We start from the raw sequence: 15,195 nt of genomic DNA on the forward strand, positions 1-15,195 counted from the left end.
ATGGTGATGCTCAGTGATTTACAGGCACGTAAATATCAATAGTTCTTCCGCAACAAACGTTAAGCAACAAAATCCGCCGCTTCTGGGTTGGCTGGCAATTCTGGCGCTAGTGGTTTTTTCCGCAGCGTCTATTGCTGCGGGTGCTGGTTCCATATTTCGCCCAGCATACGTAGTGATTTCTTTCGCTGTGGGTGTTTTTTTGTATCTGCGATATCCCGTACTTTACATGGGTTTTCTTTGGTGGATGTGGTTTCTCACCCCTTTGATTTCTCGTTTAATTGATTATCGCAGTACCTTCGATCAGAGTCGCTTCATACTGGTATCGCAGTATTTAGTCACACTCATCACTATGCACACCGTCTTGAAAGAACTGCCTCGATCATATCGTCAAGGTGGTTTGCCCTTTATCTTGGCTCTTTCGGGTGTGTTGTACGGTTCCCTAATCGGATTCATCAAAACCTCACCTGTTACCGCTGTTAGGGGTCTTTTCGATTGGTTAACTCCTATTAGCTTCGCTTTTTACGTATTTATAAAATGGCGTGACTATCCTCAGCATCGCCAAAATATTACGCGAGTATTTCTTTGGGGGGTATTAGTAACGGGAGTTTATGGAGTCATACAATACTTAGTTGCACCTGAATGGGATAGATTTTGGTTGATCAGCACAAAACTCCAAAGCTTTGGCAGACCCGAACCTTTAGGAATGCGGATCTGGAGTACGATGGCATCATCTGGGCCTTTTGCCACAATGATCATGACAGGTTTACTGTTGTTATTTAATAGCAAAGATGTTTTACGTATCCCTGCATCAGCAGCTGGCTATTTAGCATTACTACTAACACTAGTAAGAACCATGTGGGGAGCATGGTTGGTAGGTATACTCACCCTACTCTCTTCACTCAAACCACATATCCAAATGCGTCTGATTGTCACTATTTTAGTCATGGCAATCTGTGTCATCCCCCTAGCTACTGTAGAGCCATTCTCTGAGGTGATTGCCACTCGACTAGAAACTTTTTCTAATCTCGATGAAGATAGCAGCGCCCAAGCCAGGCAAGGGATTTATGAAAGAGGAGTCAACAAAGCCCTAACAAACTATTTAGGTAACGGCATCGGCAATACATTTATTGTTAACGAAAAGGGTGTACTAGAACCTATTGTGATTGATAGCGGCATTTTAGATACGTTTTTCACACTAGGTTGGTTTGGTGCTGTCTTTTACTTAGGTGGATTAATTTTGTTGTTGTTTCAAGTATTTCAGTATTCTGAGCTTGGCATAGATCCTTTTATGGCTGCTGCACGCGCCATTGGTATTGCTTGTGTTGTGACTCTACCCATTGGTAGCGGTATGCTAGGAGTCTCCGGCATGATTCTTTGGGGATTCTTAGCCATTGTGATGGCAGCACATAAATACCATGTACATCAACGAAACTCCGGATTTAATTGACTCCTGTGCGTAGTCAATAGTCATTGGTCATTGGTCATTAGTTAGTAGTTAGTGGTTAGTAGTTAGTGGTTATTCTCCCCATCTCCCCCTCTCCCACTCTCCCCAAATGGGTAAATTCAAAACCTAACAGCTTACTAGATTGGGGGCTTTCACCTTTTTTCCTGTCACTACCATTGACACACCACCACCTGGTGTGGTAGCAAGACCACGACGCACAGCACGTACCGGACGATGATCGGCTAGATCCAGTTGCCAGCGTGTCAAAATAGTTGCCAGTACAAGTTTCATTTCAAACTGGGCAAACGCCATACCCAGACAGCGACGGTTGCCGCCCCCAAAGGGCATATATTCATAAGGTGAAAATTGGCGTTCCAAAAAACGCTCTGGCTTAAACTGCTTCGGTTCTGGGTATATATCCTCGCGCTGGTGGGTCAAATAAATACAAGGAGATAAATACGTACCTGGCTCAAAGTCGTAGCCCATCAGTTGAAATGGTGCTTTCAAAATGCGACTGAAAGTAAATAAAGCAATAGGATATATACGCAATGTCTCTTGGCAAACTGCTGTGAGATAAGGTAGCCGAGCAATTTCACTGGGATCTGTATCGTCGCTGATGTTTTCCAATTCCTTCAGTAGTTTATCGCAGACTGTTGGTAGCTTGTGAATCCAATATAATGCCCATGCTAAAGCAGAAGCGGTGGTTTCATGACCTGCCAACAGTAATGTAATCAATTCATCGCGTAATTCTCGATCTGTCATTGACCGTCCTGCTTCATCACAAGCCGACATCATTAAACTTAAGATATCTTCACCAGAAGTATCGGATTGCTGACGACGTTCCTGAATTTCAGCATAAATAAGTTCGTCAATTCGCTCTCGTTGACGGACAAAGCTTCCCCAAGGACTCCAAGGGCCTAAATCTTTTTGCAGCGTCTTCAGAAACAGGAAACCAGACTTGACAGGTGAGTCAAAATTATCCAGCATCTGACTGAATAGTTGTCGCAATTCCTCGAAACGTTCTCCCTCATCAACGCCAAAAACAGCACGAAGGATGACTCGCAGCGAAATTTCTTGCAGGGCGGAACGGGCGATGAAAGATTTACCAATAGTCCAGTTATCGGTGACTTTCTCGGTGATGTCACAAATTAGCTTGCCATAGGTTCGCATTCTCTCGCCATGAAAGGGAGGAGTTAACAGACGTCGCTTGCGTTGGTGGCGATCGCCATCTAATAATAACAGCGAGTCATCTCCTACTATAAAATGGAAAATTTTGTTAGCTGGCCCAGACTCAAATAGTTTGGAGTCAGCAGTCATGATTTGCTGAAGTGCTTGTGGGTGGCTAACAACTATTAATGGGGGAAAGCCAGTTATTCGAGATGTAAAGCAGTCTCCATAGCGCTTTGCATTCTCTTCTAAGAATTCTAAAGGGCGAAAGAGCACCTGAATTAGTTGTACGAAGGCTGGTGTACGCGGGCCATCAGGGAGTTTCATATAAAACCTCGCGATAAGCGTGGAAACCCACTACATATCTTTAATATAGTTGAAAGGCGGTTGTACAACCGCCTATACCGAAGCTATCAAAATTCAGGCGTTGCTGATTGAAAGTATGAAACTGTTAACATCAGATTTACAATCTACTACTGTAGAAGCAATTCATGAATTGCTTCTACAAAATTCATACCTCGATTCAGCAACGCCAAAATTCAACCAGAAATAGTCTCTAGAGTTCGAGACTGAACCTGATGCCGATCTTTCACAACCATTTGGATGGGGCGATTTGGCCCTGTTACCAAACCACGCCGTCTAGGTTGCACATCTGAGTTATCCACCAGTGCCAATTCCAAGCGCGAGAGGATGGTTGCTAGTACCAATTTCATTTCAAATTGAGCAAAGGCGTCACCAATACAGCGTTTTGCACCACCCCCAAATGGCAAAAATTCATAGGGTGAAAATTGCCTTTCTAAAAAGCGTTCTGGTTTAAATTGCTTAGGCTCAGGGTATAAATCTTCGCGTTGGTGTGTGAGATAAATAGATCCCATTACCTGTGTACCTGGTTCAAGTTCATAACCACATAGGGATAGGGGTTGTTTTACTACGCGGGCAAAAGTGAGCATTGCTACAGGGTAAATTCGCAAGGTTTCGTAACAAACGGCATTTAGATAGGGTAATTTCAAAACACTGTTGGAGTCAGGGCGATCGCCAAGGGAATCAAGTTCTTGCAGTAGCTTTTCGCGTACTGCTGGCAATTTGTGAATCCAATATAATGCCCAAGTCAAGGCTGTTGCTGTGGTTTCATGACCAGCTACCAACAAGGTCATCAATTCATCACTTAACTCTGCATCGGTCATAGGCTGACCTGCTTCATCCCGTGCTGCGATTAATAAGCTAAGAATATCTGTGCGAGATGAGTCTGCTTGCTCTCGACGTTCCTGAATTTCTTCGTACAAAAGTTTATAAGCTTGCTCTCGGCGGCGCAGAAAAGTTCCCCAAGGAGTTAGCGAGCCTAAATCCCTTTGCAATGCTGGGAAATAAAGCATTAGCGCCCTCAAGGGAGAACTTCCGCCCCTATCCAGCATTATTTTCAAAATATCTTCCAGTGCTTGGGCACGAGGACTATCATATAGCCCAAACACAGCTTGCATGATTATCCGCATAGTAATAGCCTGCATGGCAGATCGCACGCAAAAGGGTTTACCGATTTGCCATTGGCTAATGATTTCTTCTGTAACCTTGTTAATTACTTGTGCGTAGGCTCGCATTCTGTCACCATGAAAAGGAGGCATCAACAACTGGCGTTGACGCCGATGCACTTCACCACTGACAGTAATTACAGAATGCTCACCTAATGTTGGTAAAAAAAGCGGTTCTCCGGGAGCTTCAAACTCTTTAGTGTCTCTAGTTAGTATCTGCTGTAGCGCTTGGGGGTTACTCACAAAAACCATAGGACTTGTCAGCTGCAATGTAAAGATGTCCCCATAGCGTCTAGCACAGTCTTCCATATACGTCATAGGATTTAAAATCCACTGGAGAATTTGTACCAATTGTGGAGTTTGCGGGCCGTTTGGTAATTTCATAGGCTCTACTCGCTGCTTTCACGCTTTGTCGCCACTGTAATTAATAAGTGTAATCAATTCAGGGTTGATGCGAGCTTTGCATATAAATTGTGATTCTGATGTTCGTAGTAGGCACTATGAGGTGTATTCGCAAGCGATCGCCACTACTAATCAAATCCTCATGGCTGCATGGTTTATTCTCAATTAATCGAGATTTGCTCAGGTTTATAGAGTGAACCCTGATGTGATTTAAAACAGCGATCGCGTTGACTGTATTCACTAACTTGCGATCTAAGCTCGACTGCGATCGCGCTTTCGGTAAATGGATAAAATCGATTCAAACAAACCAAGCTTTTGATAGGTTTGTAGTGGGGGCTTTAGCCCTCATTTAGGCACGAAAGTGCTTACTAAGAACTCCCTTAGCCTGTCAAAATCTTTGTGGCAGACCACTAGTGGTCTATCGCATTAATTTTGCTGGGTTGGATAAATATTTGAAAGCTTAACTCTTGCATCTTCTGTACGAAAGCTCCAATCCACACAAACTTTGTTTCTATCACGTTCACATTCCCAACTCGAAACCTCTTTTTCTAAAGTTTTGGTATCGGGAATTCTTCTTTGAAGACATTGGCGTACAAGTACAGATAACTCACATTCAACCATATTTAACCCTTCGGGTTCGCCAGTCGCACCCTGCACCGAAGCCACCCTGCGGGCGTCTACATGGGGGGACCCCCTTTGGAGCGCGCTGGCTCACCAACTACCATGTTTGGGCGTATGATGAATCTCTAATTTTTTGGCAATTCGCCTTGCTTCCCTGGGCTCAAACGCTTCATATAAAGCACTGATTGTATGAGTATTTAAGTTATCCATTACTAATCGAATTAGTTCTGCATCTGGAAAATGAATATCAACCAATTCTTTCATACAATTAGCAAAATCAATTTTAGTTCTTCGTTGAGTAACTTTAATATGCCTCCATCCTAAATATGAAGCAAAAAAGGCGAATAAATTACAACTGCCCAAAGCGTTCATATTCGTAATCAACTTTTTCCACTATTGGGGGTTTATTTTCTGTTTTTGGTGTTGGTGCAAGCGGTTGATGAACATCCCTAATTAATTGACACAATCTTTCATCGAAGCATACTAATGGGCGTTTTGGGTCAACACTTTGAGCAACCTAATCCAGTACATCTTCCATACAGCAAACAAATTCTGCACTAACTTGTGGGATGCACCATTGTTCTTTTAACCAAGGTTTAAGTTCGTTTTTTTTAGTATGCGTCCTACTGTATCAGCACTAACACTGTCTACTATTTCTAGGCTAACTAACTTGTCTGCCAACAATTGTAATGTCCAACGCTAGTGTCCTGTTGGTGGCTGACTGCAAGTGGTAGCAATCACAAATGCCTCTGCCCTTGGAGTTAGCTTACGTAGTTTTCCAGGACGCTTACGCTCGCTTAAAGTATTTTTCAAATTTTCTTGGACAAACTGTTTGCGCGTCCTTTCCACTGTTGGCACACTTATGTGTAAAATTTTGGCGATCGCTTCCAGAAGTTTCACCTGACGCAGCCATGAGTAAAGTGTGCGCCCGACGAATCATTCGCGCCGTTGCTTTTCCTTTCTTCACTATTTCAACTAACTGTTGATGCTGTTCTTGTGTCAGCTTTACTATGTGCTTTTTTGGTATAGCCTATTATTTGCGATCGCTCAACTCTCTGTTTCGATTTTAACCCTGCAAAATTAATGCGATAGACCACTAGTACTCTGTCCCATTAATTTTGTTGGGTTGGATAAATCTTTGAAAGCTTAACTCTTGCATCTTCTGTACGAAAACGCCAATCTACACAAACTTGATTAATATTGCGATCGCCTTGCCAAGTTGAAACCTCTTTTTGTAAAGTTTCAATATTAGGAATTCTTCGTTGAAGACATTGACGGACGAGTACAGACAATTCAGATTCAAGCATATTCAACCAACTAAGTGGGCCGACTGGAAAAAACCGAGCCAGCCTTTATTAATTAGTTTTCCTTTAAAGTCTCTCGTGGAGGTCGTCCCAGCCCGCAGGGCTGGGACAAGGCTGGCTCGCTCGGTTTTTTTGTGTCTATGTGCTTACCATGTTTCGGAGTATGATGAATCTCTAAATTTTTGGCAATTCGTCTGGGCTCATCTGGTGCAAAAACTTCATATAAGGCAGCGATTGTATGAGTGTTTAAGTTATCCATTACCAATCGAATTAAATCGGCATCGGCAAAATGGATATCGACCAATTCTTTCATACAAATTGCAAAATCTACTTTCGTACGACGCTCTGTGACTTTGATGTGTCTCCATCCTAAATAGGAGCAAAAAATGCGAACAAATTACAACTACCATTCCGTTCATATTCGTAATCATATTTTTCTACTTGTCCTGGCTTTTCTGAGGTTTTAGGGATAGGTGGTATTGGTGAATGTACATCCGCAATTAATTGGCATAATCTCTCATCAAAGCATACTAGTGGGCGTTTTGGCTCAACTGGTTGACTATATAAATCCAGCACATCTTCCATTCTGTATACAAATTCTGAACTGATTTCTGGGATACACCATTGTTCTTTTAACCAAGGTTTCAGTTCGTTTTTTTTAAGATTCGACCAACTGTACTTTTACTCAAGCTATCCACTATTTCTAGACTCACAAGCTGGTCTGCTAACATTCTTAAAGTCCAACGTGTACTCCCAGCAGGTGCATCACTACAAGTTGTTGCTATTAAGTATGCTTCCGCAAAATTAGTTAACTTTCTTGGCTTACCTGGACGCTTTTTCTCTTTTAATGTTTCTTTTAAATTTTCACAAACGAACTGTTTACGAGTTCGCTCCACTGTGGCCACAGACACATGTAACGCTTGTGCTATTGTCTCATCCTTCTTGCCATCTGCTGCCATTAATTATGTATGTGCGCGACGAATTTCTCTGGCTTTTGCTGAACCCTTTGTGACTAGATCCAGTAATTCTTGCCTCTGCGAGATGCTGAGATTAATTTCATACTTCTTGTTCATACACCCTTTTTCCTTATGGGATCTCGGTGAAAATAAAATGTCGGTGCTCTATCAAATATATTTTGGCTCAACCCAAGGACTGGCGGGCGTTGCGCCCCCAGGCGCAACGCGAGGGCACGCTCCTTTTTGCGCCCGAGGATTGGCCTATGCACGCGATCGCCTGTCAGCTTGTGGGTACAGACGCACCCACATTGCTATTTAATCACGATCTAGTGCTACCCAACAAAATTAATGGGACAGACCACTAGATGCATCTCCTCGATCGCGAAGTTTCTGGTGATTAATTTGACTGAAGTGCTGAACAGCCCAGTCGTGCATCGCATAGAGAATTGGTTTAAGACTTTCCCCTAAAGGAGTGAGCGAATATTCCACCTTTGGGGGTATTTGTGCATACACCTGACGATGAATAATACCATCTTCTTCCATTTCCCTGAGTTGCTGCGTCAGCATTTTTTGCGTGATCCCTGGCAATGTTCGCTGCAACTCGCCAAAACGTCTGACTCCAGCCATTAGTTCTCTAATAATCAATACTTTCCAGCGTCCGCCTATCACCTTCAGCGTGGTTTCCACTTCGCACGTGAGTCTGTTGTGATTTTCTGCTTCAGCTTTCATAGTTCCTTGGAGAATGGGGTTGAGAGAATAGGGAAATAGGAATTTTCATGCTTTGATTGTACCCAAGCTAACGTAGTCGTTCGTCTTGAAAATAGAGAAAGTGAAAGGCCAAAGGGATTGGAAAAACCTTTTGGCCTTGCTAACTGAACTATATTGGAAATTGCTATTAATTAGGACAAGCTGGCAAAGATTTGTGAGCATAGTTACAGTCGAAGTACTCTAATGCATCTTGACTAGACTCAAAGCTGTGAGTCGTCAAGGAAGCTTCTTGTTTACCGTAAGACTCACGTCTCCAGATTTTCAGATAGTACCCAGTATTACCCGTATTTTGCCACAGTTCGTAACTATAATCACCACCCGAACCGTTGCTTACTAAAGAATCAGCATTCGCGACTGAGGATAAGCTTAGGAGGGTAATAGTAGTTAATAAAGATACTAAAAATTTTTTAACCATAATTAGCTAACTGATAAATATTACACCTTTAGTGATAATTTATTTAGTAGCAAAAATGGTAAATATATGCTTTTAATAAGATAAAGTAGTTTTAAATAGTTAAACTTAAAACATTTATTATCTACGTGTTGACACTGAGACAAGTTCCTAATACCTAGATAACTTTATATAATTTTAATCTACTTATTTAGCTAGCATTTCATATAGAATCTAGACAAAATCTTACTTTGAGCAGATAGCGATTTCCTAACAACAAATCTACTTACGTAAATCTTCGATGAAGTGAGGTACAAGTCATTGATTTTAATTACTTGAACAATAAGACTTACTTCTGTAGTTTCAACAACTATAAGCGCAAACATTGCTAGCGCTTCAGAAATGATAACAATTTCAAAACTTTTAGCTGGAATTACTGCGATCGCTAACCTTGTTCCTTGTAATAGGTGTTTTTGCGTGCTATTTTCCAGCAGCTAGCGGATCTCGCTCCAGGGTAAATCTACCAATAATTGTTGCCCATTCACAGGAGTGATTTGAATGACAAAATTTCAAATTAGAAAGAGATTACGTCAGGCTACAGCTAAGGGGAAAACTGTTTTTCTTGGTTTGGGAACCGTCTCAACCGTGGTGACGCTGGGTGTATTATCTCCATCTACATCTTTCGCTGCCACTATTGTTAGTACCGAACTAGTACTCTCTGTTGACGTTTCTGGGAGCGTTAATAGCAGTGAGTTCAACTTACAGCGACAAGGTTACGCAAACGCATTTAGGAATCCCACAATTCAGGAGCAAATCGCAGCCTTGCCAGGAGGTATTGCAACAACTTTATCCTATTGGGGTAGTAATGCAGAACAGTCTTTACCTTGGTTCCATATCACTGATGCTGCTAGTGCTAATGCTTTTGCTGATGCAATCGCAGCTACTACAAGACCATTTTCTGGTGCGACTGGTATTGCTAATGCCATTGACTTTGCGAAGAATCTCCTCGACACAAACGATTATGATGGCAACAGAAAAGTAATTGATGTGTCTGGTGATGGAAGGGATAATGTTTCCGGTCTTGCAAAGCTTCAAGCCGCACGAGATAACGCAGTTAACGCTGGGGTTGTTATCAATGGTTTACCAATCTTAAGTAATCGGTCAGACCTTGATAAATACTACCAAGACAACGTGATCGGGGGTTCAGGTTCCTTTACAATTCCAGCAAATGACTTCTCAAACTTTGAGAAAGCTGTCACACAGAAGATAGGACGTGAGATTGTCGAATCTAAAAAACCAGTCCCGGAACCCTTAACTATCCTCGGCTCCCTCGCCGCTGGTAGTATGGGTGTAGCTCTGCGCCGGAAAAAGATGCAACAAAGCAAAAGTGTAGAGAAAGCTTAAGCTGATTTTTCTGTTTTTATCTGTTTTCAACGCTGAGAAATACTAATAACTTAAGGTTGAGGGCGAGCTGTTTTTTGGTTCGTCCTGTTTCTGAACAGCCTTAGTAACTTCACCTAAGTTTTAATTAGTCGTTATTCTTAATGAGTATAAGCTCAATCAACTTATGCACTTTTGCGATAGAAACAAAAAAGAATACACGAGGAGCGATCGCACTCTATGGCGAATAAAACGCTTGGACTGGAAAAACATCTTTATGACTACTTGCTCTCAGTATCTCTGCGAGAACCAGAAGTTTTGAGCAAACTGCGCCAAGAAACAGCACAGCATCCCATGGCCGCAATGCAGATTGCACCTGAGCAGGGACAGTTTATGGCGTTGTTGGTGAAGTTAATAGGAGCAAAGAAAACTTTAGATATCGGTGTATTTACTGGTTACAGTTCTCTGGTGGTAGCATTGGCATTACCACCAGATGGCAAAGTCATTGCCTGTGATGTTGATGAAGAACCTACGTCAATAGCCCGTCGCTACTGGCAGCAAGCAGGTGTAGCAAATAAAATTGACTTGCATATTGCCCCAGCCCTAGAAACTCTAGAAAAATTGCTGGCAGCAGGAGAAGCAGAAACATTTGATTTTGCCTTCATTGACGCTGATAAAAGCAACTATGATAATTATTACGAACTAGCTTTGCAACTTGTGCGTCGGGGAGGGCTGATTGCGATCGATAATGTGCTGTGGTCAGGTCAAGTTGCAGATCCCCAAGTGCAGGATAATAGAACTAAAAAAATTCGTGCTTTGAATCAGAAGTTGCATCAAGACCAAAGAGTAACTATCAGTATGCTGCCAATTGCTGATGGGTTGACATTAGCAATGAAAAATTAACAATCAGAAATCAAACATTTTGCGTCATTTTATACAAATAACTCTGCGAGCCTCTGCGAAAACCTCTGCGAGCCTCTGCGTTTAATTAAGCCTAGCTTAGCCCCTTTTTTGCTTGTCTTTGCTTTTCCTCCTGACGTTTTCTCTTCTCCTCGGTGAGACTATCAAAACAGTGCGGACAACAAACTCCTTCTTCATACTTTAGAGAAGTCTTGTCAGCTTCTGAAATCGGATATCCACAACTAGCACACATTTCATAGGAACCAGGTTCCAAACCGTGAGCAACTGCAACCCGTTCATCAAAAACAAAACACTCCCCATCCCACAAACTTTCTTCTGCTGGGACTTCCTCTAAATATTTAAGAATGCCTCCTTTGAGGTGATAAACCTCTTGAAAACCTTGAGAGAGCATAAAAGACGAAGCTTTTTCACAGCGAATACCACCAGTACAAAATAGCGCTACCTTTTTGTGCTTGCTGGGATCGAGGTGTTTGCGAACATAATCTGGAAATTGCCGAAATGAGTCTGTATTGGGATTTTGCGCTCCTTGGAAAGTGCCAATACTTACTTCATAATTATTGCGGGTATCAACAATCGTTACTTCCGGATCGGCAATGATGGTATTCCAATCCTTGGAATTAACATAAATACCTACTTGTTCATTGGGATCAATATCAGACATTCCAATAGTGACAATTTCTTTTTTGAGGCGCACCTTTATGCGCTCAAACGGGGGTAAGTCAGCAGTAGACTCTTTGTGTTCCAAGTCGGCAAAACGGGAATCGGAACGCAGAAAAGCTAATACTGAGTCAATACCCTCACGAGAACCCGCTATTGTAGCGTTGATACCTTCTTGTGCTAGCAGAATAGTTCCCTTGATGTCTTGGGCTTGACAGTAAGACAGCAAAGGCTGTTGTTTCTCGGCAAAGTCTGGCAGCTTGACAAATTTATAAAATGTAGCAACAACTACGCTCATTTCTGACTTTTTCTCCCTTCTTCAGGACAATCACCCACAAGAGGATGTTTGAGAAGTATTAGATCTCCCCTAGCCACCCTTGAAAAGGGCAGGGCTGTTTCGTTCCACAAGGGCAAGAAGTTTGTCAATATCATGAGAGAGAAATCTCTGTGATGGAACTATGGCCATTTCGGCGGAGTATATTGAGAGCGATCGCTCTTAAGATGGAAAGATTTGCAGGGGCATTGCCCATACGTATTTTTGAATCGTCCTCCTTGAAAACTACGTCTTTATCGCAGTGGAGGCTATTTTCAATACACCAATGACCGCGAATACTACTACTCATGTCTTGTGCTGTGTTAATTAGGCCTCAACACTTGCAATTTTACATGTTTTAGGGAATGAAACAGCCCTGCCGTGGGCTAGGGGGATCGATACTTCCAAAAACAACTATGACAAATTAATCAACATCTCAATGAGTATTTGATTTTGCTCATCAGTGCCGACGGTAATGCGAAGCTTATCCTCTAAGCCAGGATGCTTGAAGTAGCGTACCAGAATTCCCCGTTCTTTCAGTGCCAAATAAATTTCCTCTGCATTGCCCTTGGGCGGTTGTGCTAACAGAAAATTAGTTTGAGAATCCCACAACTTAAAGCCCAGTTGCTTGAGATCTACCGCCAGCTTTGCCCGTGAAGCCTTCACTTTTTGGACACATTCATTCTTATAGGCTTGATCGCGGATTGCTGCGGCCCCAACCAAACAAGCGATCGCATCAATATTGTAGCTATCTTTAACTTTAAATAAACCAGATAATAGCTGAGGATTGGCAATTCCAAAGCCCAGCCGCAAACCTGCTAGAGAATAACCTTTGGATAACGTGCGGATGACAATGACATTCTCAAATTCTTTTACTAACGGCAACGCTGTTTCGTCCGCAAAGTCAACATAAGCTTCATCAACCACCAATACACCTGATAACCTAGCTGCCAATTGGCGGAGATGATCAACTGGAACAGCATGTCCTGATGGGCTATTGGGGGATGCAACAAACGTCACCGCACCATTTGCCGCTACTAGTTCCTCAATTGGTAAGTGATAGTCATCTGGGTAAGGAATTTCCACATATTCCGCAGGCTGCATCTGTGCCAACGTCCGATACAGCACATAGGTTGGCATCGGATAAACCACCTTACGCCCCAACTCTGCACAGGCACGCATGACGATATTTAGTAAATCATCGCTGCCATTACTAACAATAATCCAGTCAACCGGAATCTCCAACACCTCGCTAACCGCTTTCCGAAAATCGTTAGCATAGGAATCTGGGTAACGCCGCAACCATTCACTATCTAGGTTACGCAAAACAGCGATCGCATCAGGTGAGGGCGGATAAGGATTCTCATTGGTGTTGAGCTTGATAATGTTTGTACCAGGCTTGGGTTGTTCACCGGGAACGTACCCAACCATCGCATCAACACTTGGGCGGAAGTAGGAAGTCATGAGGTATTTTCAAGACCGAAAAAATATTATAACTTTCATGAACGAGTATTAGAACTTTGTTGAACAGGGAGAAGAATTAACCCCGAATGATATTGGGTACTAGCACCATTATTTATATCCCCTAATTTTAATAATGGAGATTTCCCTATTCCCTGTTGCCCGTTAAGAGTTCCCTGTTCCCTTTTAAAAGCTGTACTCTTGAGGGGTGTCTGCTTCTTTCCTTCCATCTATAATTAATTCTTGCCCCCTGAAAGTTCGTTAACCATGTCGGAAGAAGATATCCGTGCCACGCGGCAGTCGAAAGTAGAACAGCTTAGACAGTTAGGGATGAATCCCTACGCCTATCGTTGGGAATCTACCCATCATACAGCGCAATTGCAGGAAAAATTTGCTGATTTGCCCAACGGTGAAGAAGTTGAGATCGATGTAGCAGTTGCCGGACGCATCATGGCGCGTCGCGTCATGGGTAAACTGGCTTTCTTTACCTTGGAAGATGAAACCGGCAAAATTCAGCTTTATCTAGAAAAAAATCGCATTCAAGAAGGTATGGCAGATATTGATACCGATGCCTTCAACCACCTCAAGCAACTCACAGATGTCGGCGACATCATGGGAGTCAAAGGGACAATTAAACGGACTGAAAAGGGCGAGTTATCAGTTTACGTTAAACAATATACAATCCTAACTAAATCCCTGTTACCCTTGCCTGATAAGTGGCACGGGTTGACGGATGTTGCCAAGCGTTACCGTCAGCGCTACGTAGACTTAATTGTTAACCCAGAAGTCAGACAAACATTTCGCCGTCGCGCTCAAATCACCGCTGGTATTCGTAGATACTTAGAACAGCGTGATTTTCTGGAAATAGAAACTCCTGTTCTGCAAGCAGAAGCCGGAGGTGCAGAAGCACGTCCGTTTATTACGTACCACAACACGCTGGAAATGGAGTTATATCTGCGAATTGCGACAGAACTCCATCTCAAGCGGTTAATTGTCGGTGGTTTTGAAAAGGTATTTGAACTGGGGCGAATTTTCCGCAATGAAGGGATTTCTACCCGGCACAACCCAGAATTTACCACGATTGAGGTTTACCAAGCCTACGCCGACTACAACGATATGATGGCACTGACGGAGGGAATTATTACCACCGTCGCCCAAGAAGTACTCGGTACGCTGCACGTAACATACCAAGACCAAGTGATTGATTTAACACCACCTTGGCGACGTGCAACTATGCACGATTTAGTGATGGAATACGCAGGTTTGGATTTCAACTCTTTCCAAACTCTGGAAGAAGCAAAAGCAGCATGTAAAAATGCTGGGCTAGAAGGTATAGAAAATTGCCATTCTCTTGGTAAACTCCTCAATGAAGCCTTCGAGCAAAAGGTAGAAGCAAACTTAGTTCAACCTACCTTTGTGATTGACTATCCTGTGGAAATTTCGCCACTGGCAAAACCGCATCGTTCTAAGCCTGGTTTGGTGGAACGTTTTGAGTTATTTATTGTCGGGCGAGAGACTGCTAACAGTTTCTCTGAACTTACCGATCCCATCGAGCAAAGGCAACGTTTAGAAGAGCAAGCGGCGAAGAAAGCGGCGGGTGATTTAGAAGCACAAGGAGTAGATGAAGACTTCCTGGCAGCTTTGGAATACGGGATGCCACCTACAGGTGGTTTAGGTATTGGCATTGACAGGTTGGTAATGTTACTAACCGACTGTGCCAGTATTAGGGATGCGATCGCTTTTCCCTTACTCAAGCCAGAAAAATCTGACTCGTCTTCAGAAACAACTACTTAGGTGTCCGCTTAAATACTTAAACTGTAGCCTAAGCTGGTAATAGGTGATTGGTGATTGGGGATTGGTGATTGGGAAAGAGCCTTGTTATAG

At 42.8% G+C, this 15,195-nt stretch carries 14 protein-coding genes and 3 pseudogenes; 5 read left to right on the top strand and 12 right to left on the bottom strand.

The genetic code is table 11. The features are described from left to right. Window positions 1-13 precede the first annotated feature (13 nt). The gene (locus tag FIS9605_RS0121795; RefSeq protein WP_026734490.1) at window positions 14-1,447 is read left to right on the top strand and encodes a hypothetical protein; all 1,434 of its coding nucleotides are present in this window, start codon (window positions 14-16) and stop codon (window positions 1,445-1,447) included. A 123-nt stretch (window positions 1,448-1,570) separates the two neighbouring features. Here FIS9605_RS0121795 and FIS9605_RS0121800 read toward each other — a convergent pair whose 3' ends face one another. From FIS9605_RS0121800 to FIS9605_RS37770, 7 genes and pseudogenes are all read right to left on the bottom strand, one after another. Next, window positions 1,571-2,938: a cytochrome P450 gene (locus FIS9605_RS0121800; RefSeq protein WP_026734491.1), complete on the bottom strand. Its 1,368-nt coding sequence runs from the start codon at window positions 2,936-2,938 to the stop codon at window positions 1,571-1,573. 212 nt (window positions 2,939-3,150) lie between these two features. Next, window positions 3,151-4,521: a cytochrome P450 gene (locus tag FIS9605_RS0121810; protein ID WP_026734492.1), complete on the bottom strand. Its 1,371-nt coding sequence runs from the start codon at window positions 4,519-4,521 to the stop codon at window positions 3,151-3,153. A gap of 444 nt (window positions 4,522-4,965) precedes the next feature. Then, window positions 4,966-6,187, bottom strand: a pseudogene (locus FIS9605_RS41910) (IS630 family transposase). Between the two features lie 175 nt (window positions 6,188-6,362). Next, window positions 6,363-6,479, bottom strand: a pseudogene (locus tag FIS9605_RS46680) (IS630 family transposase); the annotation flags it as partial. Between the two features lie 40 nt (window positions 6,480-6,519). Further along, window positions 6,520-6,852: a transposase gene (locus FIS9605_RS40365; RefSeq protein WP_082209812.1), complete on the bottom strand. Its 333-nt coding sequence runs from the start codon at window positions 6,850-6,852 to the stop codon at window positions 6,520-6,522. After that, a complete protein-coding gene (locus tag FIS9605_RS46685; RefSeq protein WP_063748472.1) occupies window positions 6,834-7,049 on the bottom strand; it encodes a hypothetical protein in 216 nt (71 codons plus the stop codon). The genes FIS9605_RS40365 and FIS9605_RS46685 overlap by 19 nt, the downstream gene beginning before the upstream one ends. A 59-nt stretch (window positions 7,050-7,108) precedes the next feature. After that, the gene (locus tag FIS9605_RS37770) at window positions 7,109-7,423 is read right to left on the bottom strand and encodes a helix-turn-helix domain-containing protein (RefSeq protein ID WP_082209813.1); all 315 of its coding nucleotides are present in this window, start codon (window positions 7,421-7,423) and stop codon (window positions 7,109-7,111) included. A gap of 151 nt (window positions 7,424-7,574) precedes the next feature. Here FIS9605_RS37770 and FIS9605_RS42930 point away from each other — a divergent pair, with 151 nt between their 5' ends. Next, window positions 7,575-7,739: a hypothetical protein gene (locus tag FIS9605_RS42930; RefSeq protein WP_155960481.1), complete on the top strand. Its 165-nt coding sequence runs from the start codon at window positions 7,575-7,577 to the stop codon at window positions 7,737-7,739. Between the two features lie 26 nt (window positions 7,740-7,765). Here FIS9605_RS42930 and FIS9605_RS37775 read toward each other — a convergent pair whose 3' ends face one another. Then, window positions 7,766-8,149 (bottom strand): winged helix-turn-helix transcriptional regulator, encoded by a 384-nt coding sequence (locus FIS9605_RS37775; RefSeq protein ID WP_051470095.1) that lies wholly within the window; start codon window positions 8,147-8,149, stop codon window positions 7,766-7,768. Between the two features lie 166 nt (window positions 8,150-8,315). Next, on the bottom strand, window positions 8,316-8,603 hold the full coding sequence (locus FIS9605_RS0121840; RefSeq protein WP_026734493.1) for a hypothetical protein: 288 nt from the start codon (window positions 8,601-8,603) through the stop codon (window positions 8,316-8,318). A 534-nt stretch (window positions 8,604-9,137) separates the two neighbouring features. Between FIS9605_RS0121840 and FIS9605_RS45400 the strand changes: the two genes are divergently transcribed. Further along, the gene (locus tag FIS9605_RS45400; RefSeq protein ID WP_051470096.1) at window positions 9,138-9,983 is read left to right on the top strand and encodes a PEP-CTERM sorting domain-containing protein; all 846 of its coding nucleotides are present in this window, start codon (window positions 9,138-9,140) and stop codon (window positions 9,981-9,983) included. A 216-nt stretch (window positions 9,984-10,199) separates the two neighbouring features. After that, window positions 10,200-10,862 (top strand): class I SAM-dependent methyltransferase, encoded by a 663-nt coding sequence (locus FIS9605_RS0121850; RefSeq protein WP_026734494.1) that lies wholly within the window; start codon window positions 10,200-10,202, stop codon window positions 10,860-10,862. Between the two features lie 91 nt (window positions 10,863-10,953). On the opposite strand, the gene trhO is transcribed toward FIS9605_RS0121850, so the two are convergent. The 3 genes and pseudogenes from trhO to hisC all read right to left on the bottom strand — a co-directional run bounded on the left by trhO (window position 10,954) and on the right by hisC (window position 13,314). Further along, entirely contained in the window at window positions 10,954-11,835 is an 882-nt protein-coding gene (gene trhO, locus FIS9605_RS0121855; RefSeq protein WP_026734495.1) for an oxygen-dependent tRNA uridine(34) hydroxylase TrhO, read from the bottom strand. Between the two features lie 169 nt (window positions 11,836-12,004). Further along, window positions 12,005-12,154, bottom strand: a pseudogene (locus FIS9605_RS42935) (ISAs1 family transposase); the annotation flags it as partial. A 110-nt stretch (window positions 12,155-12,264) separates the two neighbouring features. Next, window positions 12,265-13,314, bottom strand: coding sequence for a histidinol-phosphate transaminase (hisC, locus tag FIS9605_RS0121860; protein WP_026734496.1), 1,050 nt, complete (start codon window positions 13,312-13,314; stop codon window positions 12,265-12,267). Window positions 13,315-13,578: 264 nt separating this feature from the next. Between hisC and lysS the strand changes: the two genes are divergently transcribed. Continuing rightward, window positions 13,579-15,105 (top strand): lysine--tRNA ligase, encoded by a 1,527-nt coding sequence (gene lysS / locus FIS9605_RS0121870; protein WP_026734498.1) that lies wholly within the window; start codon window positions 13,579-13,581, stop codon window positions 15,103-15,105. Window positions 15,106-15,195: the final 90 nt, after the last annotated feature.

The sequence above is a fragment of the Fischerella sp. PCC 9605 genome (genome assembly GCF_000517105.1).
Lineage (GTDB): Bacteria > Cyanobacteriota > Cyanobacteriia > Cyanobacteriales > Nostocaceae > PCC9605.

Bases quoted from the DNA above. Each gene is read 5' to 3' on its own strand.
- FIS9605_RS0121840 (WP_026734493.1), bottom strand. From the start codon at position 8,603: ATGGTTAAAAAATTTTTAGTATCTTTATTAACTACTATTACCCTCCTA.
- FIS9605_RS0121850 (WP_026734494.1), top strand. From the start codon at position 10,200: ATGGCGAATAAAACGCTTGGACTGGAAAAACATCTTTATGACTACTTG.
- FIS9605_RS46685 (WP_063748472.1), bottom strand. From the start codon at position 7,049: ATGGAAGATGTGCTGGATTTATATAGTCAACCAGTTGAGCCAAAACGC.
- FIS9605_RS0121810 (WP_026734492.1), bottom strand. From the start codon at position 4,521: ATGAAATTACCAAACGGCCCGCAAACTCCACAATTGGTACAAATTCTC.
- FIS9605_RS45400 (WP_051470096.1), top strand. From the start codon at position 9,138: ATGACAAAATTTCAAATTAGAAAGAGATTACGTCAGGCTACAGCTAAG.
- FIS9605_RS0121800 (WP_026734491.1), bottom strand. From the start codon at position 2,938: ATGAAACTCCCTGATGGCCCGCGTACACCAGCCTTCGTACAACTAATT.
- lysS (WP_026734498.1), top strand. From the start codon at position 13,579: ATGTCGGAAGAAGATATCCGTGCCACGCGGCAGTCGAAAGTAGAACAG.
- FIS9605_RS37770 (WP_082209813.1), bottom strand. From the start codon at position 7,423: ATGGCAGCAGATGGCAAGAAGGATGAGACAATAGCACAAGCGTTACAT.
- hisC (WP_026734496.1), bottom strand. From the start codon at position 13,314: ATGACTTCCTACTTCCGCCCAAGTGTTGATGCGATGGTTGGGTACGTT.
- FIS9605_RS42930 (WP_155960481.1), top strand. From the start codon at position 7,575: ATGTCGGTGCTCTATCAAATATATTTTGGCTCAACCCAAGGACTGGCG.
- FIS9605_RS37775 (WP_051470095.1), bottom strand. From the start codon at position 8,149: ATGAAAGCTGAAGCAGAAAATCACAACAGACTCACGTGCGAAGTGGAA.
- trhO (WP_026734495.1), bottom strand. From the start codon at position 11,835: ATGAGCGTAGTTGTTGCTACATTTTATAAATTTGTCAAGCTGCCAGAC.